Below are 21,842 nucleotides of genomic sequence, written 5' to 3' on the forward strand. Positions count from 1 at the left end.
TCACACTGTGGACCGGCGACTAGCGTTTACGTGTCAGGGCATTCTGTAACCTCCCCGAAACAATACGGACACTGCGGGGAAATCCCGTGTCCTTAGGGTGGTAACAGTTGCTAGCGGCTTAAGAGCGGGGATGCTTTTTGCTTTCCCGCTGTTGGACTGCCCTGGACCAATGTGCCTGACGGCCAGATTTTTCATATGCGTAAGGAGCATAGATGTTCAAGACTGCGGACGAAGTCCTCAAGTTCATCAAGGACGAAGACATCAAATTCGTCGATATCCGCTTCACCGATCTTCCTGGCGTTCAGCAGCACTTCAACGTGCCCGCCAAGAGCGTTGACGCCGACTTCTTCGTCAATGGCCAGCTTTTCGACGGATCATCGATCCGCGGCTTCCAGGGCATCGCCGAGTCTGACATGCAGCTCATCCCGGATGTGACCACGGCATTCATCGACACGTTCCGCATGGAGAAGACCCTCGCGCTGAACTTCTCGATCGTGAACCCGCGCACCGGCGATCCCTACCACCGCGACCCCCGCGGCGTGGCCGAGAAGGCAGAGGCCTACCTTGCCTCCACCGGCATCGCAGACACCGCGTTCTTCGCCCCCGAGGCCGAATTCTTCGTCTTCGACAACGTCCAGTACCAGTCCTCCCCGCAGGGCAGCTTCTACAAGATCGACTCCGAAGAAGCCCACTGGAATACCGGCCGCGAGGAAGAGGGCGGAAACCTCGGCTACAAGACCCCGGTCAAGGGCGGCTACTTCCCCGTCTCCCCCACCGACAAGCAGGTAGACCTGCGCGACGCCATGTGCGTCGCCCTGGACGAGGCCGGCCTTGAGGTTGAGCGCAGCCACCACGAAGTCGGTTCCGCCGGCCAGGCAGAAATCAACTACAAATTCACCACCCTGACCCACGCGGCTGATGACCTGCAGAAGTTCAAGTACGTCATCAAGAACACCGCCGATGCTTGGGGCAAATCGGTGACCTTCATGCCGAAGCCGGTCTTCGGTGACAACGGTTCGGGCATGCACTGCCACCAGTCCCTGTGGAACGGTGGCGAGCCGCTGTTCTACGACGAAAAGGGCTACGCCGGCCTCTCCGACACCGCCCGCTGGTACATCGGCGGCCTGCTGAAGCACTCCTCCGCCGTCCTGGCTTTCACCAACCCGACGGTGAACTCCTACCGCCGCCTGGTCAAGGGCTTCGAAGCTCCGGTCAACATGGTCTACTCGCAGGGCAACCGCTCCGCCGGTATCCGTATCCCGATCACCGGATCCAACCCGAAGGCCAAGCGCATCGAGTTCCGCGCTCCGGACCCCTCCTCCAACCCGTACCTGGCGTTCGCCGCCCAGCTGATGGCCGGCATCGACGGCATCCGCAACCGCATCGAACCCCCGGCTCCGATCGACAAGGACCTCTACGAGCTCCCCGCCGAAGAAGCCAAGGACATCCCCAAGGCTCCGGGCACCCTCGAGGAGGCCTTGGAGGCACTGGCCGAGGACAACGAGTTCCTGCAGGCCGGCGGCGTCTTCACCCAGGACCTGATCGACACGTGGATCGAGTACAAGTACGAGAACGAGATCCGTCCTCTGTCACTGCGCCCGAACCCCTACGAGTTCGAGCTCTACTACGGCGTCTAGCCGGACCATGCGGCCAAGCGCGGCGTAGTCCGCAACCAATCCGCAGGATTTTCCAAACAGAGGGCCGGCCACGGGGATCACCCCGTGACCGGCCTTTCTGTTGCGGCGGTCCGCGCGAGGCTCGCCTCAGCGCTTTCCGTACTTTTTGTGCACCGCCTGCTTGCTGACGCCAAGGCACACCGCGATCGCCTCCCACGAGAGCCCGGCCTGCCGGGCCCGCAGCACGACCTCCGTCTCCGTGCGCGCCAGTTCCTTGCGAAGCTCCGCGACCGCGTAGAGTGCCTCGGCCGGGCCCCTGCCGTCCATCGAACCAATCAGTGTCTTCATGCCGCACCTCCTGGCGTCAACCCTAGTTGACGCGCACAATCGGCGTCAATGAAAATTGACGGCCCCGCCGACGGGAACGGACGATGACCGCGACCCGGGGTCCTCGACCCCGGTCCACGACGCCGGGTTAGGAACGCAGGCTCTAGAACGCCCGGTACATGATGCGCTGCGGACCGGCGTCGCCGCCCTCGTAGCGGCCGCGGTCCTCGAACCCGGCCTTGCGGTAGGCAGCCAGGCCGCCGGGGTTCAGTTCGTTGACGGAGAGGACGACGCCGGCCTGCCCGCTGCCCAGCCCCGCCGTCAGTTTGGCCGCCTCCCGCGCTGCGGCGTCGGCGGCGAGGGTGCCCAGCCCCCTTCCCTGCTGCCTGCGGTCGATCAGGAAGCCGCGCAGGAGCCACGCGGAGTCCTCGTCGGGCCAACCGGCCAGGGTGGCCGCCCCGGACTGGAGGGTGCACACGCCGACGGCGGCCCCGTCGGAGTCCACGGCGAACGGATAGCGGGAGTCTTCCTCGAGGGCAATGAGCACCATCCGCAGCGGTTCGCCGACGAACTTGTCCTGCCCCTCCCCGAGCTCCAGCAGCGCGATCTCCCCCAGCTTGACGGCCCGGGCGTCGTCGTCGAGGTTCTTCAGGGGCAGCAGCCAAACATGTCCAGACATGTAGACAGCGTACCCGCGCCAGCCGCAGGGCCCCGATGGGGTACCGCGGTTACAGCGCCGCGTCCTTGGGCGGCCCGGCCGGGTCCATCCAGAAGACTTCCCAGAGGTGCCCGTCCGGGTCCTGGAAGCTGTGCGTGTACATGAAGCCGAAGTCCTGGGCCTCTTCCGATGCCCTGCCCCCGGAGGTCAGGGCGGTGCGGATGGCCTGGTCCACGGCTTCCCTGCTCTCCAGCGAGAAAGACATGATGACCTCCGCGCTGGCCGTCGTGGAGGCCACAGACTTGGCGGTGAAGGTTTTGAAGTAGGACTCCACCAACAGCATCACGTACGCGCCGTCGTTGACGATCATGCAGGTCGCATTCTCATCGGTGAAGTCCGGGTTGAAGGAGAATCCCAGCGCCGTGAAGAATTCAACGGTTCTGTCGAGGTTGCTGACGGGGAGGTTCACAAAGAGTTGCCTGGCCATCCGCCCAAGGTAGCACCGCACTCTGTCTGTGTCAGTAGGCCCGTGTCAGTAGGCCTGTGTCAGTAGGCCTGTGCCAGGAGGGCCTGTGCCAGCTGGGCCGCAGTAGGGTCCTGTCAGCAGCCGGACGGGACCCAGCTGGTGTCACTGCCCGTAAAAGACACGTTCAAAAACAGCCCGGGCGCGCCGGCTCAGGCGCAGGTAGTCCTCCTCCAGCGCCGCGGCATTCCCCTGCCCGTAGCCGCACCAGCGGGCGACGGCTTCCAGGTCGCGGCGGGAGGAGGGCAGCAGATCCGAGGCGCGGCCGGTCCAGATGACATTGGCCGAACGGATCCGGCTCGCCAGCCGCCAGGCCCGGAGCAGAATCACGACGTCCCCGGCGTCAATCAGGTCCAGGGTGGCAGCTGCCTCGAGGGCCTCCACGGTGGACGTGGTCCTGAGTTCAGGGTGCTGGCCGGCGTAGCGGAGCTGGAGCAGCTGGGCCAGCCATTCGACGTCGCTCAGGCCGCCGCGGCCCAGCTTCAGGTGTCTGGCGGGATCGGCGCCGCGCGGCAGGCGTTCCGCTTCCACCCTGGCCTTGACCCGCCGGACCTCGCGCACGTCCTGGTCCGAGAGTGCCTCCGGGTACCGGATCGGATCGATCAGGGCCATAAAGTCCGCCGCCAGTGCGTCGTCGCCGGCCATCGGGCGTGCCCGCAGCAGTGCCTGCGCCTCCCAGACGAGGGACCATCGGCGGTAGTACTCGGCAAAGGACTCCAGGGACCGCACCATGGGTCCGCTCTTGCCCTCGGGGCGAAGGTCCGCGTCCACTGACAAGACCCGTTCGGCCAGAATCGCCGGCTTCAGCGGCTGGGTCAGCAGGCTGGAGAGCTTGCCTACTATCTGGAGGGCCTGGGCCTGCGCTTCCTCATCCGGCACACCGGGGAGTCCGCGGTGGACATACATGACATCCGCGTCCGAGCCGTAGCCGATCTCCCGGCCGCCCTGCCGGCCCATGGCCACCACCAGCACATGGGTCTTGAGCGGTTCCTCGGCGGTGATGATCGTCTCCGCGACGCGCAGAGCTCCCAGAACGGCTGCCCGGTCCGTGTCGGCGAGGGCCTCTCCCACCTGGTCTTGGTCCAGCAGCCCGGCACTGTCCGCGATGGCGACCCGGAGGATTTCCCGGCGCCGGATCAGCCGGATCAGCCGCATGGCGCTCTCGGGGTCCGCGTGCCGTGACATCTTCGAGGTGATCTCGAGCCACTGAGATTCGAAGCTGAGCGGGACCAGTTCCTTGTCCGTGCCGAGCCACGCCACGGATTCGGGCGAAACTTCCAGCAGGTCCGAGATCAGCCGCGAGTTGGCGAGCACGTGGCAGAGCCGCTCGGCCGCCGCCGTCGAATCCCGGAGCATGCCCAGGTACCAGTGCGTCGTGCCGAGGGCCTCGCTGACGCGCCGGAAGGCGAGCAGCCCGGCGTCGGGGTCCACACCGTCGGCGAGCCAGTCCAGCAGGATCGGCAGGAGTTGGCGCTGGAGTGCCGCGCGGCGGCTGACCCCGGCGGTGAGGGCCTCGATGTGCCGCATGGCGCCGCGGGGATCGAGGTAGCCGAGGGCGGCGAGGCGGCCCTGCGCGGCCTCCGGAGTCAGGCGCGCCTCTTCGCTGCTGAGGGTCGCGACGGTGTTGAGCAGGGGGCGGTAGAAAATGCGTTCGTGGAGTTCGCGGACGGAGCGCTTGGTCTTTCGCCATGCGGCGACCAGGGCGTCCGGCTTGGGCCGCTCCGCGGAAAACGGCCCCAGGACGGCCTTGGCAAGGGAGCGCAGCGACGCTTCGTTCACCGGCATGAGGTGTGTCCGGCGCAGTTGGAACAGCTGGATCCGGTGCTCGAGCAGCCGCAGGTAGCGGTAGTCGCGGTCGAACTCCGCGGCGTCCGAGCGGCCGATGTACCCGCCGGCCGAGAGCGCCGCGATGGCCGAGGTGGTGTCCCGGCAGCGCAGCGATTCATCGGACTTGCCGTGCACTAACTGGAGCAGCTGGACAGTGAATTCGACGTCGCGCAGTCCGCCACGGCCCAGTTTGATCTGCCGCTGTTCCTCATCGGCCGGAATATGCTCGGTGACGCGGCGGCGCATGGCGCGGACGGATTCGACGAACCCCTCCCGGCCCGCCGAGGACCAGATCAGCGGCGTCACGGCCGCCTCGTAGCGTGCCCCCAGGGCGGTGTCACCGGCGATCGTGCGGGCCTTCAGCAGGGCTTGGAACTCCCAGCTTTCGGCCCAGCGCGCGTAGTAGCTCTCATGCGAGGCCAGGGTCCGGACGAGCGGCCCGGATTTGCCCTCGGGCCGCAGGTTCGCGTCGACTTCCCAGAGCCCGGGTTCGCGGCTCGTGGACATGATCGCCCTGGAGATCCCGGAGGCGAGGGCGGTGCCGATCGTGGTGGCGCGGACGTCCTCCAGCGTGCCGGAATCGATCACGTAGATGACGTCGACGTCGGAAATGTAGTTCAGTTCGCGGGCGCCGCATTTGCCCATGCCGATGACGGCGAGCCCGACGTCGGCAACCTCCGCGGCGTCGAACTTTTCCGCCGCCTCGGCCCGGGACACGGCGAGGGCCGCTTCAAGGGCCGCGCCGGCGAGGTCGGCCAGTTCCGCGCCGGCAGCCGGCATGAAGTCCAGCGGATCGGCCGCGCAAAGGTCCTTGATGGCGAGTTCCACGAGCCCGCGCCGGTAGGCGGTCCGCAGGGCGGCGTAGGCCTCCTGCCCGGTGAGTCCAGCCACCGGCCGGGCAGACTTTGGCTCGGCATGCACCGACTTCAGCAGCCGGGCCCGCAGGGCCGCCGCGTCCGCGGCCCGCGGTTCCGGGCTGGGGTGGACGTCGAAGGCATCGAGGTGTTCGGGGTGGCGGATCAGGAATTCGCCGAGCGCCTCCGAGGCGCCCAGGACCCGGTACAGCGGCTCGCTGATTTCGGGGTCCGCGACGGCCCGCGTGCGCAGGGCCGGATGCTTCTCGATCAGCCGCACCAAAGACTGGAGGGCCGCGTCCGGGTTTGCCGCCAGCTGCAGCCCGGCAAAGAGGGCATCCTGGTCCAGCCCCTCCAGTTCCCGAGCAGCCAGGAACCGTTCGCCCTTGTCGAGGTCACTGAAGCCGGCGGCAATCAGGCGTCGTGCCAGGCTCACCGGGGCCGCCTACAGAATGCCGAGGTTGCGCTGCAGCTCGTAGGGCGTCACCTGAAGCCGGTAGTCCTGCCATTCTGCCCGCTTGTTGCGCAGGAAGTGCTCGAACACCTGCTCGCCGAGGATCTGCGGCATCAGTTCAGACTCCTCCATGGTCCGGATGGCGTCGTGCAGGCTCGCCGGCAGCGGGTCGTGCCCCATGGCGCGGCGTTCGGCCGTGCTCAGCGACCAGATGTCGTCCTCCGCCGCCGCGGGGAGCTGGTAGCCTTCCTCGATGCCCTTGAGGCCGGCACCGAGGAGCACGGCGTAGGCCAGGTAGGGGTTGGCGGCGGAGTCGATGCCGCGGTACTCGATCCGCGCGGACTGGCCCTTGCCCGGCTTGTACAGCGGGACGCGGACCAGCGCGGAGCGGTTGTTGTGGCCCCAGCTCAGGTAGCTCGGCGCCTCTCCCCCGCCCCAGAGCCGCTTGTACGAGTTCACGAACTGGTTGGTGACGGCCGTGAATTCGGGCGCGTGCTTGAGGATGCCGGCAATGAACTGACGCGCCGTCTCCGAGAGCTGGAACTCCGCCCCGGCCTCGTAGAAGGCGTTGGTGTCTCCTTCAAACAGCGAGAAGTGCGTGTGCATGCCGGAGCCCGGGTGGGCCGTGAAGGGCTTGGGCATGAAGGTGGCGTAGGTGCCCTGCTGCAGCGCCACTTCCTTGATTACCGTGCGGAACGTCATGATGTTGTCCGCGGTCTGCAATGCGTCCGCGTACCGCAGGTCGATCTCGTTCTGGCCCGGGCCGGCTTCATGGTGGCTGAATTCCACGGAGATGCCCACGGATTCGAGCATGGTCACGGCGGTCCGGCGGAAGTCCTGGGCCACGCCGCCCGGGACGTGGTCGAAGTAGCCGCCCTCATCCACGGGCACGGGCGACCCGTCGGGGCCGGGCTCCTGGGACTTGAGCAGGTAGAACTCGATTTCGGGGTGGGTGTAGCAGGTGAAGCCCATGTCCGCCGCTTTCGCGAGCGTGCGCTTGAGGACGTTCCGGGGATCGGCTGCGGAGGGTTCGCCGTCGGGCGTCAGGATGTCGCAGAACATGCGCGAGGTCGCTTCGGTCTCGCCGCGCCACGGCAGGATCTGGAACGTGGCCGGATCCGGCTGGGCGAGCATGTCGGATTCAAAGACGCGGGCCAGGCCCTCAATCGAGGACCCGTCAAACCCGAGTCCTTCTTCGAAGGCGCCTTCCACCTCCGCCGGGGCAAGAGCCACAGACTTGAGCGACCCCACGACGTCGGTGAACCACAACCGCACGAACCGCACATCGCGCTCTTCGATCGTCCGCAGGACAAACTCTTGCTGGCGGTCCATACTGGCCTCTTTCCGGTTCTTCCATCCGTCCCCGGGCCCGACTTGCCTGGGCCCGGGGCTGCTCACGGTTCACTTTACTAATCATTGGCACCGATTGCTGAAGCCGGACCTCCGCGTAACACACCGTTAACACAAAGGCGGAGGAAATTGCGCTCTCCGGCGGCATCGGGCAACCGGAGACGCCGCGCGTGTGACGTGATTCACCGGCTTGGGCCGGTTCCCCGGTAGCTGTTGCGGCCGGTACCGCACTACGCTCGTGGCATGGCCACCAGCAACAGCCCCGATTCCAGCACGCCCGCCGAACTTGCGGCCCCCTACGGTAACGGCCCGGCCGCGGCCGGCGCAGCAAGCGCCGCCGGCGCCTCCGGCGCCTCCGGCGCCTTGAACAGTGATGGGACGGCGGCGTCCCCGAAACCTGCCGCCAGGATCCGCACCCATCATCTCCACCAGGCGAAGGTCAGGGGCGAGCACTTCGCCATGCTCACCGCCTACGACCAGTACACGGCCGAGATCTTCGACCAGGCCGGCATCGAGGTGCTCCTGGTGGGCGACTCGGCCTCCAACAACGTCTTCGGCAACGAGACCAGCCTCCCCGTCACGGTGGACGAGCTCCTGCCGCTGTGCAGGGCCGTTGCCCGCTCCGCGCGGCGGGCCCTGGTGGTCGCGGACCTGCCTTTCGGCAGCTACGAAGTCTCCGCCCAGCAGGCGGTCGCCACCGGCGTGCGCTTCCTGAAGGAGGGCCTGGCCCACGCCGTCAAGATCGAAGGCGGGCAATTCTATGCCGACACCGTCCGCGCCATGGTCCAGGCCGGCATCCCGGTCATGGCGCACATCGGTTTCACCCCGCAGAGCGAGCACGCCCTCGGCGGCTACCGGGTGCAGGGCCGTGGCGATGACGCCTCGCGGTTGATCGACGACGCCGTCGCGCTGGCCGACGCGGGCGCGTTTTGCGTGCTGATGGAAATGGTCCCGGCCACGACGGCGGCGGCCGTCGATGCCGCCGTCGACGTCCCCACCGTCGGCATCGGCGCCGGGAACGCGACTACCGGACAGGTGCTGGTCTGGCAGGACATGGCGGGCCTCCGCGGCGGAAAGATGGCGAAATTCGTCAAACAGTACGCGGATCTCCGGACCTCGCTCAGCAACGCCGCGAAAGCCTACGGGGAGGACGTGCGCTCGGGCCACTTCCCCGGCCCCGAGCACTCCTTCTAGGCACCCGCCCCTTCTCAGTGACGTGTCGCCCTCCGGTCCCAGGGAGGGGAAGCAGCCCGTCGGCGTGGCAACTGTGGCGTGCCGCGGGGCGTTCGGTAATGACGGTTAGACCCTGAACTGGGGCGACACCTCATCCTTCACGGGGGATGCGTTGGGCCCCGCGTCCGGGCAGGCTGACCATTAAGGCCTGCAACAGGGCCCCGGCAGATGTTCCGCCGGTCCGGACTGATTCATGCGCGAAGTGCTCTGGGTCAGGCTCCGGCGGACACGATTGAAGGAGTAGCGATGGGCACGACTAGCTTCTGGGACATCTTGGTGTGGAGTTTCTGGTTCTTCATCTGGATCGCCGCACTGACGGTGTATTTCCGCTGCTTGTTTGACATGTTCAGCGACCACGAGCTCAGCGGCTGGGCCAAGGCCGGCTGGGCGTTATTGATGATCTTCGTGCCCTGGCTCGGCGCCTTCATCTACCTGATCGCCCGGGGCCGCAGCATGGCCGAGCGGCAGATGGCCCGGGTGGCCCAGCAGCAGGCCGCGCAAACGGAGTACATCAAGCAGGCCGCAGGCACAACTTCCACCCCGGCCGCCCAGATCGCCGACGCCAAGGCACTGCTCGATTCCGGGGCCATCAATCAGACCGAGTTTGACTCCCTCAAGGCAAAGGCCATGGCCTGACGCATCGGCGGGCGCGCCCGGCATGAGGCTCATCTGGCTCGGTCACTCCTCGGTGGTCCTTGATATCGACGGGATTCGGGTAGTGACCGATCCGCTGCTCCGTCCTCATGCCGGGCTGCTTCGCCGCCTGGCACCGCGGCCGGACCCGGCGTCGTGGAGCGGGCCGGACGTTGTGCTCCTCTCCCACCTGCACCACGACCACGCAGAGTTGCGTTCCCTGCGGATGCTGGGCGGGGCAACCCTGATGAGCGCCCCGGCAAACGTTGCCTGGCTGAGGCGCCGGAAGTTAATGCACACAGTCTCCCTGGGAGACGGCTGGACTCCGGTGGGCGGCGGGGTCGAGATCCGCCAGGTCCCCGCAGAGCATCGAAGCCGCCCCATGCCGCACCGTCCCAACGACGCCAACGGCCAGCTCGTTCGCGGCCCCTCGGGGATCACGTGGATCGCCGGGGACACGGGGTTGTTTCCGGCGATGGCCGCGCTCCCCGCCATGGCGGGAGGGACCATCGATGTCGCCCTGGTACCGGTCTGGGGGTGGGGGCCGAGGCTCTCGGCAGGACATCTGAATCCGGAGACCGCTGCCCGGGCCGTCGCGATGGCCGACGCGCGGTTCGCCGTGCCGGTGCACTGGGGGACGCTGCACCCCCCATTCGTCACACACTTTGCCCGGAGCTGGCTCGAGCAGCCGGGACGCCGGTTTGCTGACGCCGTGGCGGAGCAGGCGCCTGGCTGCACGGCGGTGGTCCTCGCCCCCGGCCAGTCGTGGGCTGCGCCCGAGTGAGCCGGCCGCTGGACGCCGCCTATCCAAGGGCAGCCCTGACAGTGCGGTCGCTCAACCTCGGGACTTGGTCGTGGCGCGCTGGCCACAGGTCTCGAGCATCGCCACCAGCACCCGGTGGAGTTCGCCGGCGCCTTCTATCCGCACGGGCAGTCCCGCCATGAGATCGGCCGGGCCGAGCAGCACCGCGCGGTCCTGCCAGCCGCCGAGGCCCCCGTGGGACCCGACCAAGCCTTCGAACGCCGCGACGTCGTCCGTCACCGGATCAACCGTACTGTTGACGTAGAGATCGGGCGCCTCCGGGAGCATCAGCGCGCGTCGGAGCACCCGCGCGGCATGGGCACCGTAGCGGGCCAGCGGGTCGGTTCCCTCCGCCGCACCGCTTGCAATGTTGATGCGGCCGCCGCTGCCGATCGCCCACGGCCGGCCGTCTTCATCGATGCCGGCGACGAAGCCCACGCCGGGATGCTTCGCCAGACCGGGAATCAGGGCCGGCCACTCCCTGTCGAGAGCCTGGAGCGTCCAGCGCCGGTCCCCGCGCACGTAGACTAGGCCCAGGTTGCCCGAGCCCACCACCACAACCGGTTCCTCGGCGTCGGGGCCGGCTGCCGGAGTCTGCTGCGCCTTGGTGAGCACGTGGTCCGCACGCACGGCGATTTTCCCGGTCATCCCGCCACTCGCGATGTCGCCGGCGATGGAGTCCGCGCGCCCCAGCCCTTCGACGGAAGCATCCACGTTCTGGACCTGTTCGTGGATGAGTTCCGCACACAGGTCGCCGAGCGTCTGGCCGTATTGGTCGGCGAACGGGGTGCCCTGGGACTGGCCGTGGTCCGAGAGCACCACCAGCCGATAGCGGCGGGGAGCGGCCTCGGCGAGCTGGGCCAGGGAAGCCAGGGTGCGGTCCAGGCCGTCCAGGGCGGCGAGCGATTCGGGCCGGAACATGCCTGCGTGGTGGGCGATCTCGTCGTAGTCAACGTAGTCGACATAGATGCTCTTCGTGCCGCGCCGCAGCTCCTCTGCGACCAGGGCCGTGTTCAGGTCGCGCAGCAGACTGTTGGTGACCGCCCGCAGCAGGGCGAAGGTCCAGTCCCGATGCACCCGCGGGTTGAGGTCGCGTTTGACCTGTCTGCGGGCCTGCCACCGCTCCTTGAGAATCTCCCCGACAGTCCGCGTGAGGCTACGCATGAACCCGTTCGGCGAGGCCACAAACCAGGCAAACGCGCGACGGGTCCGGGTGGAGCCGCGCCCGACCTCCACCCGGCTCATGGTCATGAGTGATCGGGGCGCGTCGCCGGTGAACAGGTTCGAAATAGAGACGCCGTCGTCGCACAGAAGGCCTTGGCCGGTGCTGTGCCTCTCCTCTATCACCCGCGCGTCGGCCGGGCGGTTGGCCACCAGGAGCCGGTTGAGCTCACGGTCGTACCACCGGAAGGCGGGAACCCCGTCTACGGTGCCGTGCAGGATGCCCAGCTGGCTGGCCGGGGTGGTGCACGGCAGTTGCGGGGTCCACTCGCGGTACGTGTACTCCCCCGAGGTCAGCCAGCGCCGGATATGGGGCACTGCCCCGGACCGGACGGCCCACTGCAGCACGGGGAAGGGGACACCGTCGAGCTGCACGAACAGCACGCCGTCAACCTCCGGATCGGTCACCGTTTCCCGCCGTCGTGCCCTTCCGGCCAGCGAGGTGACCAGGCCGTCATCCGTTCCGGCGGTGGCAGCCCATGCGATGAGCGTGCCGACGACGGCACTGACCCAGGTTGCGGCCACGGCGGTCCATACCGTCGACTCGATGCCTGGCACCAGACGGATGGCGACGTACATGATCAGGGCCTGTCCGATCAGAGCGGTGAGAAGCACCGCCACCCAGCCCACCCTGGCCGAGATCTCCACCAGGACGGGGCGGAAGACCAGGCCCACGACGCCGGCCGCCGCGGCCACGGCGGCGTAGGTCCACCAACTGGTTGCCGAGAACCCCGGCAAGAGCGCGCCGGTGATGATCAGGGCTACAGTCGAGGCAGCCCAGGCAGCGCCGAGCCTGGCGAGGTCGGTGGCTCGGACGCCGCGGGTGCGGGTGACGCTCGTCGGCATTTTCCCAGTATGGCTGGCGCGGAGCGGCTGGCACTCACCCTCACAGGGTGAGAATGACAGGGAGAAAAATCAGCCAGCGCTGTCAGTTGCCGTTGTCAGTCCCCGTCAACATTAACCGCGACGGTACCGGCCCCGCGATCCGGCCGCGCAGCCCCGGGCCGGCGGAATCGGTCTAGTCGTCCTCGTCCTTGTCCCACGCTTCGTTGCGCGCCTTGACCTTTTCGAGCGCGTGCTGGGCTTCCTCACGGGTTTTGTACGGCCCGATCAACTGGCTCCAGTCGGACATCGCGTCCTCTTCGATCTCGTGCGTGTTGACGTTGTACCAGTATTCGGGCATTGATGCTCCTTTGTGGGCCGAGGTGTTCCGGGCTGCATTCGTCGGGGCGTGTTTTCCGGGCTGTGTTTTCCGGGCTCTGTTTTCCGGGCTGTGCCCGGGGGCTTATATGATCAATCTATGCCTTCTCTAGCCTCGACTGCACCCATCGGCACGCTTGTCCCGGGAACAGTGAGCCCGCAGCTTGCCGTACCGCCGTCTATCCCGCGCCCGGAATATGTGGGCAAGCCCGGCCCGGCCAAATTCACCGGATCCGAGGTCAAGTCGGCTGAGACCATCGAGAAGATCCGGATCGCCTCCAGGATCGCGGCCCAGGCCATTGTGGAGGTCGGCAAGCACATCGAACCCGGCGTCACCACGGACCAACTGGACCGGGTGGGCCACGAGTTCCTGCTGGACCACCACGCGTACCCTTCCACCCTCGGCTACCGTGGCTTTCCGAAGTCTCTTTGTTCCTCGCTCAATGAGGTCATCTGCCACGGGATCCCGGACACCACCGTTGTCCAGGACGGCGACATCCTGAATATCGACATCACGGCCTTCATCGGCGGGGTGCATGGCGACACCAACTACACCTTCCTGGTCGGCGATGTCGACGAGGAATCCCGGCTCCTCGTCGAACGCACCAAGGAGTCCTTGAACCGTGCCATCCGCGCGGTCGCGCCGGGACGCGAGATCAACGTGATCGGCCGGACCATTGAGTCCTACGCCAAGCGCTTCGGCTACGGCGTGGTCCGCGACTTTACCGGGCACGGCGTCGGCGAGGCCTTCCACACCGGGCTGATCATTCCGCACTATGACGCCGCGCCCGCGTACAACACCGTCATGGAAACGGGTATGGTGTTCACGATCGAGCCGATGCTGACCCTGGGCACCGTTGATTGGGACATGTGGGCCGATGACTGGACCGTCGTGACCCGCGACCGCAAGCGCACCGCACAGTTCGAGCACACCCTGCTGGTCACGGAGTCCGGCGCTGAGGTCCTCACGCTGCCCTGACATCCCGCTCCACACGGCATTCCCGGTAGATCCCGGTTTTCACCTGATACCCCCTCCGGCCCCGGCCGGTCCCCACAGCCCGCCCCTGCCACGAACGGAACGATATTGGCCAAGAAGGACGAGAAGTCGAAGAAGAACGCCCCCCTGATCGGCATTGACATCGGCGGCACCGGTATCAAGGGCGGCATCGTGGACCTGAAGAAGGGGAAGATGATCGGTGACCGCGTGCGCTTCCCCACGCCGCAGCCCTCCACCCCCGAGTCCGTGACCGAGGTCGTCGCCCAGGTTGTCGCGGAGCTCTCGGCCCGGCCCGACGCCCCTGACGCCAACAGCCCCGTCGGGGTCACCTTCCCGGGCATCATTCAGCATGGCGTGGTCCACTCGGCCGCCAACGTGGACAAGTCATGGCTGGAGGCTGACATCGATGGCATGCTCACCGCGCGTCTTGGCCGCCCCGTGGAGGTCATCAACGACGCCGACGCTGCCGGTCTCGCCGAGGCCCGCTTTGGTGCCGGCGAAGGTGTTGCCGGCACCGTCCTGGTGATCACCCTCGGCACCGGCATCGGTTCGGCCTTCATCTTCAACGGCAAGCTGGTCCCCAACGCCGAACTCGGCCACCTGGAAATCGACGGCTTCGACGCCGAGACCAAGGCCTCCGCTGTGGCCCGGGAGCGCGATGGGCTCACCTGGGAACAGTACAGCGTGCTGCTGCAGCGCTACTTCTCGCACGTGGAGTTCCTGTTTTCTCCGGAACTGTTCATCGTGGGCGGCGGCATCTCCAAGCGCGCCGACGAGTACCTGCCGCACATGAAGCTCCGCACCCCGATCGTCCCGGCCGAGCTGAAGAACGACGCCGGCATCGTGGGCGCTGCCATCGAAATCGCGCTGAAGCACAAGCTGGCCAAATAGCCCGCAGCTAGACACCTAGCCACATGAGCTATCAGTCCGGGTCGTTCCCATCGTTGGGAACGACCCGGACTGATAGCTCATCCGTTTAAGTGCCTTTAAGTGGAGCCGGTGGTGGCTGCGGCTTCCCCTCCGCTGCCACCACCGGAGTCTGCGGTGGATCCCATAAACTGCACTAGCCCGCACTGGGCTTGGCCACAAGCAAGATTTACGACGGCGCCTGGAGCGGACTCTTCTGCGGGTTCTTGCCGTCCCGGCCCTTGGTTTCGGCCTCATGGCGAAGCAGGGAAATCGCGGATTCGAAGTCCTCCAGCGATTCGAACGCCTGGTAGACGCTGGCGAAACGCAGGTAGGCAACCTCGTCGAGGCGTTGCAGCGGCTCCAGGATCGCCAGCCCGACTTCGTGGGCTTCGATTTCGGCGGCACCGGATCCCCGGATCGCCTCCTCGACTTCCTGGGCGAGCAGCGCCAGGTCGTCTTCGGTGACCGGGCGCCCCTGGCAGGCCTTCCGGACGCCGTTAATGACCTTGCTGCGGCTGAAGGGCTCGCCGACGCCCGAGCGCTTGATGACGGTCAGGCTGGTGGTTTCCACGGTGGTGAAGCGGCGGCCGCATTCGGGGCACTGCCGGCGGCGCCTGATGGCGGAGCCGTCGTCGGCGATCCGGCTGTCCACCACGCGCGAGTCAGGGTTTCGGCAGAACGGGCAATACACGTCGGTTCCTCCCCTGTCGCAAGCCTGAACGGGGCACAGCGCGGTGTGCCTCCGGGATCAGTTTACGACTAGATGTAGCTGAATAACAAGCCTGTAATTACTACATGTAGTGGTCGGCGCCTGGGCATTAGCGGGCGGTGAACCGCGCCGTGACGGCCTCGCCGTGAGCGGGCAGGTCCTCCGCGCCGGAGAGGCTGACGATGTGCCCGCTGACCTGCTCCAACGCCGAGCGGCTGTAGTTGACCACCTGGATGGCGCGCAGGAAGGTGGTCACGTTCAGTCCGGAAGAGAAGGCCGCAGTGCCGCTGGTGGGCAGCACGTGGTTCGAGCCGGCGCAGTAATCCCCCAGGCTCACGGGGCTGTAGTCCCCCACAAAGATGGCGCCGGCGCTGCGGATGCGGCTTGCCACCCGGGCGGCATCGGCGGTCATGATTTCAAGGTGTTCCGCGGCGTACGCGTCGCACGCGGCGATGCCCTGTTCCAGATCCTCGACCAGGACGACGCCGGACTGCGGGCCGGAGAGTGCCTCCAGGACGCGGCCGGAGTGTTTGGTTGCCGCAGCCTGCCGCTCGAGTTCCCCACGAACGTCGGCCGCGAGGGTCTCAGAGTCGGTGAAGAGGACCGATGCCGCCTTGGGGTCGTGCTCGGCCTGGCTGATGAGATCGGCGGCAACGAGAGCGGCGCTGGCGGTGGAGTCGGCGAGGATCGCAATCTCGGTGGTGCCGGCCTCGGAATCGATTCCCACGACCCCCTTGACCAGCCGTTTGGCGGTGGCGACGAAGATGTTGCCCGGGCCGGTCACCACATCCACGGGCTCGATCCCGGGCAGGCTGTCGGGGCCGGACGAATCGGCGGGGATGCCGTAAGCAAAGGTGGCGATGGCCTGGGCCCCGCCGATCGCGTAGACCTCCTCGATGCCCAGCAGGCAGGCCGCCGCCAGAATGGTGGGGTGCGGCAGGCCGCCGAAGTTCTTTTGCGGCGGCGACGCAAGCGCAATGGATTCGACGCCGGCGGCCAGCGCCGGGACCACGTTCATGATCACCGAGGACGGGTACACGGCCAGTCCGCCGGGAACGTAGAGTCCCACGCGTGCCACGGGTACCCAGTTTTGACTGACGACGGCGCCCTCGCCGAGCTCGACGTCGATGTTCGCCGGACGCTGGGCGTCGGCGAAGCGGCGGGCCCGCCGGATGGACTCCTCAAGTGCCGCTCGCACCGCGGGATCAAGGTCCGCCAACGCCGCGCGCAACGCCTCGGCCGGGACCCGGGGGTGGGTCTGCTCGACGCCGTCGAAGGACAGCGCGAGGTCCCGCAGGCCGGCAAAGCCCCGCGTGCGGACGGCGGAAATGATGTCCAGAACCTTGTCCTCGGCGTCGGCCACGGTGCCGGACTGTGCCCGGGGGACGGCGGCGCGCAGTCCGGCGAGGGACAGGTGCCGGCCGCGTACGTCCACCGTACGGAAGTTGAGGGCGGCGGGAATCGGGGGCACGGTGCTGTCAGGAGTTAGGCTCACCCGACCATTTTACGTGCCCGGCCGCGGCGGGCCGACGCTGTGACCCGGTCGCGGCGCGGCCCTGCCTCGGCTGCCGGCACGGAGGTCCCCCGCGAAGTCCGGCGTCAGGTGCGGGATTTGCCGCCGGAGCCCGGGAAGAGGGTGTTCAGGAAGATGGCCAGGGCGATCGCCGCGGGCCAAATGGCAAGGACCGCATAGGACCGCAGTGAGAAGGCGACGCTGGCGTTGGCCGACGTATCGGCCGGCGCTCCCCACCATTGCGCGCTGAGCATGCCGGTTCCCCACGCGATGAGCGAGCCGGCAACGCCGGCAAGGACCACCAGGAGGACGGTGCCGGGCCGCGGCTGTTCGTGTTTGGTGCCGGCGACGAACGACCCCGCAATGCAGCCGGCAAGCAGGCACAGTCCTGCCAGCACGAGGTCCCTGGGCAGCCAGGTTGCGGTGTTGGTTCCGGCGGCGAGGTCCGGGTCTCCCGTCAGCAGGTTCAGGCCCGACGGCGACAAAAGCCACCACAGGAGCCCTACCGGGACGCCGGCGGCCGCGATGACCGCAGCCGTCCGCCACGGGGTTCTGCCGGGTACGGGTTGCTCAGGGTGCGCGGGCTTCTCAAGCTGCGCGGGCTTCTCAAGCTGCGCGGGCTCGCCGGGGTCTGCCGGCTCTGCGGTGTGCCGGACAGGGCCGTCTACTGCGGGGTGTGTCATGCAACAAACGGTAACAAGGATTCCGCCGGCTCCGCACGAAACGCCGCCAGCCGACATGGCGGCAGCCTGAACAAAAGCGCCCCTACGGCTGGCAAGCGGAATACGCTGGCAGGGTAGGAACCATGACACGCATGCGCAGCAGGGAGTTGGATCGCAGTGGCCACAGATGAGGGAATCTCCGAGGGGACTTTCAGGGAAATGTTCCGCCGGCATGCGGCGGGCGTAGCCATCATTACCGCCAACTCCAACGGCGTCCCGTTCGGATTTACGGCGACCTCGGTGGCGTCACTGTCCGCCAAGCCGCCGCGCTTCACCTTCAACATGGCCAGGACCTCAAGCTCGTGGCCGGCCGTGGCGAACACCACCTACATCGGCGTGCACATGCTCGGACTGGACAACCAGGAGCTTGCCGACCGCTTCGCCCGGGCCGGCAACCGGTTCGACGGCGACCACTGGGAACTCGGACCCTACGAGGTGCCCGTCCTGAAGGGCGTCACCGGCTGGCTGATCGGCAAGGTGCAGATGCGGCTGTCGTTCGAGAACAACGCCGTTGTGGTGGTCGAGGTGGTGGAGGGCCAGGTCGGTGAGGACGGCGCTCCCCTGCTCTACTACTCCGGGGCGTACAGCCGGTCTGCCCCGCTGGACTACGAGATCTGAGCACGCCGGCAGCTGCTATTCATTAGCGCTGCCGCGCCAGTGCTGCTGCGTCAGTATGCCTTATCCGGTCAGCCGCCTTATCGCATCAGCCGCCTCGTCGACTTAGCTGTCCAGGCACGTCGGGCCGAGCAGCACCTTCAGGTCGCCAAACAGCGACGGGCTCGGGTTGACGCGCAGATGCACGGGCAGACCCATCACCTCCACCCGGGTGTCGCCCTGCAGGTGCAGCCGGACCTCGGAGTTCCCCCGGTGTGTGCGCAGGACATCGCCCAGCTCGGTGACGACTGCCTCGGTGGCTTTGTGCGTGGCCATGGTGATCACCACGGGCCCGTTTTGGCTGTCGCTGAGGTCCGGGACGGACAGTTCCATGCAGTTCAAGGTGACGGCGCCGTCGTCGCGCCTTTGCAGGCGGCCCTTGACCACCACGATCAGGTCCTCTGCCAGCACCGAGGCGATGGGGCCGTAGACCTGGCCGAAGAACATGACCTCCATGGAACCGGCGAGGTCCTCGATTTCGGCGCGGGCGTAGGCGTTGCCGCTGGCCTTGGCGATCCGCCGGCTAAGGGAGGTGATCATGCCGGCGATGGTCACGATCGCGCCGTCCTGGGGGCCGTCCTCGGCGATGATCGAGGTGATCGACCGGTCCGCGTGCTGGCTCAGGAGACCTTCCAGCCCTTGCAGCGGGTGGTCGGAGACGTAGAGGCCGAGCATGTCGCGCTCGAACGCCAGCTTGTCCTTTTTCTCCCATTCCGGGAGGTCGGGGATTTCCGTGCTCAGCGAGGCCTCGGGCTCCTGGTCCTCAAAGCCGGCGAAGAGGTCGAACTGGCCGATCGCCTCGTTCCGCTTGAGGGTGATGACCGAGTCGATGGCTTCTTCGTGGATCATGGCCAGGGCGCGCCGGTGATGGCCCAGCGAGTCGAAGGCGCCGGCCTTGATCAGGGACTCGATGGTGCGCTTGTTGCAGACTACCGCGGGGACCTTCAGGAGGTAGTCCTTGAAGGAGGCATAGGCGCCTTCTTTTTCGCGCGCCGCCACCATGGCTTCGACTGCGTTCACGCCGACGTTGCGGATCGCGCCCATGCCGAAGCGGATGTCGTTGCCAACGGGGGTGAAGTTCAGGGCCGACTCATTGACATCGGGCGGCAGCACGGTGATGCCCATCCGCCGGCATTCGTTGAGGTAGATGGCCGACTTGTCCTTGTCGTCGCCCACGGACGTCAGCAGGGCCGCCATGTACTCCGGCGCATAGTGCGCCTTCAGGTACGCGGTCCAGTAGGAGATGACGCCGTAGGCGGCCGAGTGCGCCTTGTTGAACGCGTAGTCGGAGAACGGCAGCAGGATGTCCCACAGGGTTTTGACCGCGGCCATGGAGTACCCGTTGTCCTGCATGCCCTGCGAGAAGCCGGCGAACTGCTTGTCCAGCTCCGACTTCTTCTTCTTGCCCATGGCGCGGCGCAGGATGTCGGCCTGGCCCAGGGTATAGCCGGCGAGTTTCTGCGCCACGGCCATGACCTGCTCCTGATACACGATCAGCCCGTAGGTGCCACCCAGGATCTCGGAGAGCGGTTCCTCGAGCTCGGGGTGGATCGGGATGACCTCCTGGATCTTGTTCTTGCGCAGCGCGTAGTCGGTGTGCGCGTTGGCGCCCATGGGACCGGGCCGGTAGAGGGCCAGCACCGCGGAGATGTCTTCGAAGTTGTCGGGCTTCATCAGCTTTAGCAGGGAGCGCATGGGCCCGCCGTCGAGCTGGAAGACGCCCAGCGTGTCTCCCCGGGCCAGCAGCTCGTAGGACGCCACGTCATCGAGCTCGAGGGTTTCGAGGTCGAGGTCGATGCCGCGGTTCATCTTGATGTTTTCCAGGGCATCGGAAATGATCGTCAGGTTTCGCAGCCCGAGGAAGTCCATCTTGATCAGGCCGAGGCCCTCGGAGGTCGGGTAGTCGAACTGGGTGATGACCTGGCCGTCCTGGAAACGGCGCATGATCGGGATGACGTCGATGATGGGGTCCGAGGACATGATGACGCCGGCGGCGTGCACGCCCCATTGCCGCTTCAGGCCCTCGATGCCCAGTGCCGTCTCGAAGACCTTGGCAGCTTCCGGGTCCGTGCTGATCAGCTGGCGGAAGTCGCCGGCCTCGCTGTAGCGCTTGGACTGGGGGTTCTGAATGTCGGCCAGCGGAATGTCCTTGGCCATCACCGCCGGCGGCAGCGCCTTGGTCAACTGCTCGCCCATGCTGAACGGGTAGCCCAGCACGCGCGACGAGTCTTTGAGGGCCTGCTTGGTCTTGATGGTGCCATAGGTGACGATCATGGCGACACGTTCATCGCCGTATTTGCGCGTGACGTAGTCGATCACTTCGGAGCGGCGCCGGTCATCGAAGTCGACGTCGAAGTCAGGCATGGAGACGCGGTCCGGGTTCAGGAAGCGCTCGAAGATCAGGCCATGGTGCAGCGGATCGAGGTCGGTGATGCGCATGGCATACGCCACCATGGAGCCGGCACCGGAGCCACGCCCGGGACCCACCCGGATGCCGTTGTTCTTGGCCCAGTTGATGAAGTCAGCCACCACGAGGAAGTAGCCGGGGAAGCCCATGGAGGTGATGACCTCCAGCTCGTAGTCCGCCTGCTTGCGGACCTTGTCCGGGATGCCCTGGGGGTACCGGTACTGGAGACCCTTGTCGACCTCCTTGACCAGCCACGACGTCTCGTCCTCCCCCTCCGGGCAGGGGAACCGGGGCATGTAGTTGGCGCCGGTGTTGAACGACACTTCGCAGCGCTCGGCGATCAGGAGCGTGTTGTCGCACGCCTCCGGGTGGTCGCGGAACAGTTCCCGCATTTCCTGCGGTGACTTCAGGTAGTAGCCGCTGCCGGAGAAGGCAAAGCGGGACCCGCCGTTGTCGTAGGTCGGCTCCAGGAGGGTGGAACCGGACTGGATGGCCAGCAGCGCCTCATGGGCCTTGGCGTCGTGCTCGTGCGTGTAGTGCAGGTCGTTGGTGGCCACCAGCGGCAGGTTCAGGTCCTTGGCCAGGCGCAGGAGGTCGCCCGTGACCCGCCGTTCGATGTCCAGGCCGTGGTCCATGAGCTCGCAGAAGTAGTTCTCCGCGCCGAAGATGTCACGGAACTCGGCAGCGGCCTCCAGCGCTTCGCGGTACTGGCCCAGCCGCAGCCGGGTCTGGACCTCGCCGGACGGGCAGCCGGTGGTGGCGATGAGCCCTTCCGAGTAGGTGTTCAGCAGCTCACGGTCCAGCCGGGGCCATTTGCCGAAGACGGAGTCCAGCGAGGCGATCGAGGAGGCCCGGAAGAGGTTCCGCATGCCCACGTTGTTGTAGCTGAGCAGCGTCATGTGCGTGTAGGAGCCACCGCCGGAAATGTCATCCTTGCGCTGGTGCTCCTCGCCCCAGCGCACGCGGGTCTTGTCCGTGCGGGCGGTCCCGGGCGTCACATAGGCTTCGACGCCGATGATGGGCCTGATGCCCTGGTCGGTGGCCCGCTTCCAGAAGTCGAAGGCGCCGAACAGGTAGCCGTGGTCCGTCGTGGCCAGGGCCGGCATGCCGAGCCGCTCGGTCTCGTCGAACAGCTCACCGAGCCGGGCGGCACCGTCCAGCATCGAGTACTCGGTGTGGTTGTGGAGGTGGACAAACGAGTCGTTGCTGGAAGTCACCGGACCATTCTAGTGC

Annotated in this window: 18 protein-coding genes; 7 read left to right on the forward strand and 11 right to left on the reverse strand. The window is 67.0% G+C overall.

Going from position 1 to position 21,842, the window contains the following annotated elements:
• The first annotated feature begins 212 nt into the window (after positions 1-212).
• The gene (gene glnA / locus AB4Y72_RS12735) at positions 213-1,637 is read left to right on the forward strand and encodes a type I glutamate--ammonia ligase (RefSeq protein WP_441426519.1); all 1,425 of its coding nucleotides are present in this window, start codon (positions 213-215) and stop codon (positions 1,635-1,637) included.
• Between the two features lie 126 nt (positions 1,638-1,763).
• On the opposite strand, the gene AB4Y72_RS12740 is transcribed toward glnA (AB4Y72_RS12735), so the two are convergent.
• From AB4Y72_RS12740 to glnA (AB4Y72_RS12760), 5 genes are all read right to left on the reverse strand, one after another.
• Entirely contained in the window at positions 1,764-1,964 is a 201-nt protein-coding gene (locus AB4Y72_RS12740; RefSeq protein WP_441426520.1) for an AsnC family protein, read from the reverse strand.
• Between the two features lie 142 nt (positions 1,965-2,106).
• Positions 2,107-2,622 carry a GNAT family N-acetyltransferase gene (locus tag AB4Y72_RS12745; RefSeq protein WP_441426521.1) on the reverse strand — a complete coding sequence of 172 codons (516 nt, stop codon included), beginning with the start codon at positions 2,620-2,622 and terminating at the stop codon, positions 2,107-2,109.
• A 49-nt stretch (positions 2,623-2,671) separates the two neighbouring features.
• On the reverse strand, positions 2,672-3,088 hold the full coding sequence (locus AB4Y72_RS12750) for a VOC family protein (protein WP_441426522.1): 417 nt from the start codon (positions 3,086-3,088) through the stop codon (positions 2,672-2,674).
• A 141-nt stretch (positions 3,089-3,229) separates the two neighbouring features.
• Positions 3,230-6,241: a bifunctional [glutamine synthetase] adenylyltransferase/[glutamine synthetase]-adenylyl-L-tyrosine phosphorylase gene (locus AB4Y72_RS12755; protein ID WP_441426523.1), complete on the reverse strand. Its 3,012-nt coding sequence runs from the start codon at positions 6,239-6,241 to the stop codon at positions 3,230-3,232.
• A 9-nt stretch (positions 6,242-6,250) separates the two neighbouring features.
• Complete coding sequence (gene glnA, locus AB4Y72_RS12760) at positions 6,251-7,591, reverse strand: type I glutamate--ammonia ligase (RefSeq protein WP_441426524.1); 1,341 nt, start codon at positions 7,589-7,591, stop codon at positions 6,251-6,253.
• Positions 7,592-7,852: 261 nt separating this feature from the next.
• Between glnA (AB4Y72_RS12760) and panB the strand changes: the two genes are divergently transcribed.
• From panB to AB4Y72_RS12775, 3 genes are all read left to right on the forward strand, one after another.
• Positions 7,853-8,803 (forward strand): 3-methyl-2-oxobutanoate hydroxymethyltransferase, encoded by a 951-nt coding sequence (gene panB, locus AB4Y72_RS12765; protein WP_441426525.1) that lies wholly within the window; start codon positions 7,853-7,855, stop codon positions 8,801-8,803.
• Between the two features lie 285 nt (positions 8,804-9,088).
• Positions 9,089-9,478: a PLDc N-terminal domain-containing protein gene (locus tag AB4Y72_RS12770; RefSeq protein WP_441426526.1), complete on the forward strand. Its 390-nt coding sequence runs from the start codon at positions 9,089-9,091 to the stop codon at positions 9,476-9,478.
• Between the two features lie 22 nt (positions 9,479-9,500).
• A complete protein-coding gene (locus AB4Y72_RS12775) occupies positions 9,501-10,259 on the forward strand; it encodes an MBL fold metallo-hydrolase (RefSeq protein WP_441426527.1) in 759 nt (252 codons plus the stop codon).
• A gap of 51 nt (positions 10,260-10,310) precedes the next feature.
• On the opposite strand, the gene AB4Y72_RS12780 is transcribed toward AB4Y72_RS12775, so the two are convergent.
• Together AB4Y72_RS12780 and AB4Y72_RS12785 are read right to left on the reverse strand one after the other, a co-directional pair.
• Positions 10,311-12,344, reverse strand: a complete 2,034-nt coding sequence (locus AB4Y72_RS12780; protein ID WP_441426528.1) for an alkaline phosphatase family protein — start codon at positions 12,342-12,344, stop codon at positions 10,311-10,313.
• 172 nt (positions 12,345-12,516) lie between these two features.
• Entirely contained in the window at positions 12,517-12,681 is a 165-nt protein-coding gene (locus tag AB4Y72_RS12785; protein ID WP_441426529.1) for an SPOR domain-containing protein, read from the reverse strand.
• Positions 12,682-12,798: 117 nt separating this feature from the next.
• Here AB4Y72_RS12785 and map point away from each other — a divergent pair, with 117 nt between their 5' ends.
• Both map and ppgK read left to right on the forward strand, forming a co-directional pair.
• A complete protein-coding gene (gene map / locus AB4Y72_RS12790; RefSeq protein WP_441426530.1) occupies positions 12,799-13,677 on the forward strand; it encodes a type I methionyl aminopeptidase in 879 nt (292 codons plus the stop codon).
• A 105-nt stretch (positions 13,678-13,782) separates the two neighbouring features.
• Positions 13,783-14,586, forward strand: a complete 804-nt coding sequence (gene ppgK / locus AB4Y72_RS12795; RefSeq protein ID WP_441426531.1) for a polyphosphate--glucose phosphotransferase — start codon at positions 13,783-13,785, stop codon at positions 14,584-14,586.
• Between the two features lie 205 nt (positions 14,587-14,791).
• On the opposite strand, the gene nrdR is transcribed toward ppgK, so the two are convergent.
• The 3 genes from nrdR to AB4Y72_RS12810 form a co-directional block, all read right to left on the reverse strand.
• Positions 14,792-15,295 (reverse strand): transcriptional regulator NrdR, encoded by a 504-nt coding sequence (gene nrdR / locus AB4Y72_RS12800; RefSeq protein WP_441426532.1) that lies wholly within the window; start codon positions 15,293-15,295, stop codon positions 14,792-14,794.
• Positions 15,296-15,422: 127 nt separating this feature from the next.
• Complete coding sequence (hisD, locus tag AB4Y72_RS12805; RefSeq protein WP_441426533.1) at positions 15,423-16,808, reverse strand: histidinol dehydrogenase; 1,386 nt, start codon at positions 16,806-16,808, stop codon at positions 15,423-15,425.
• Positions 16,809-16,912: 104 nt separating this feature from the next.
• Entirely contained in the window at positions 16,913-17,509 is a 597-nt protein-coding gene (locus tag AB4Y72_RS12810; RefSeq protein ID WP_441426534.1) for a hypothetical protein, read from the reverse strand.
• A gap of 198 nt (positions 17,510-17,707) precedes the next feature.
• Between AB4Y72_RS12810 and AB4Y72_RS12815 the strand changes: the two genes are divergently transcribed.
• Complete coding sequence (locus tag AB4Y72_RS12815; protein ID WP_441426595.1) at positions 17,708-18,166, forward strand: flavin reductase family protein; 459 nt, start codon at positions 17,708-17,710, stop codon at positions 18,164-18,166.
• A gap of 102 nt (positions 18,167-18,268) precedes the next feature.
• Here the strand turns inward: AB4Y72_RS12815 and dnaE are convergent, their stop codons facing one another.
• A complete protein-coding gene (gene dnaE, locus AB4Y72_RS12820; protein ID WP_441426535.1) occupies positions 18,269-21,826 on the reverse strand; it encodes a DNA polymerase III subunit alpha in 3,558 nt (1,185 codons plus the stop codon).
• Between the last annotated feature and the right edge of the window lie 16 nt (positions 21,827-21,842).

It is taken from the genome of Arthrobacter sp. YAF34, assembly GCF_052113245.1.
Lineage (GTDB): Bacteria > Actinomycetota > Actinomycetes > Actinomycetales > Micrococcaceae > Arthrobacter.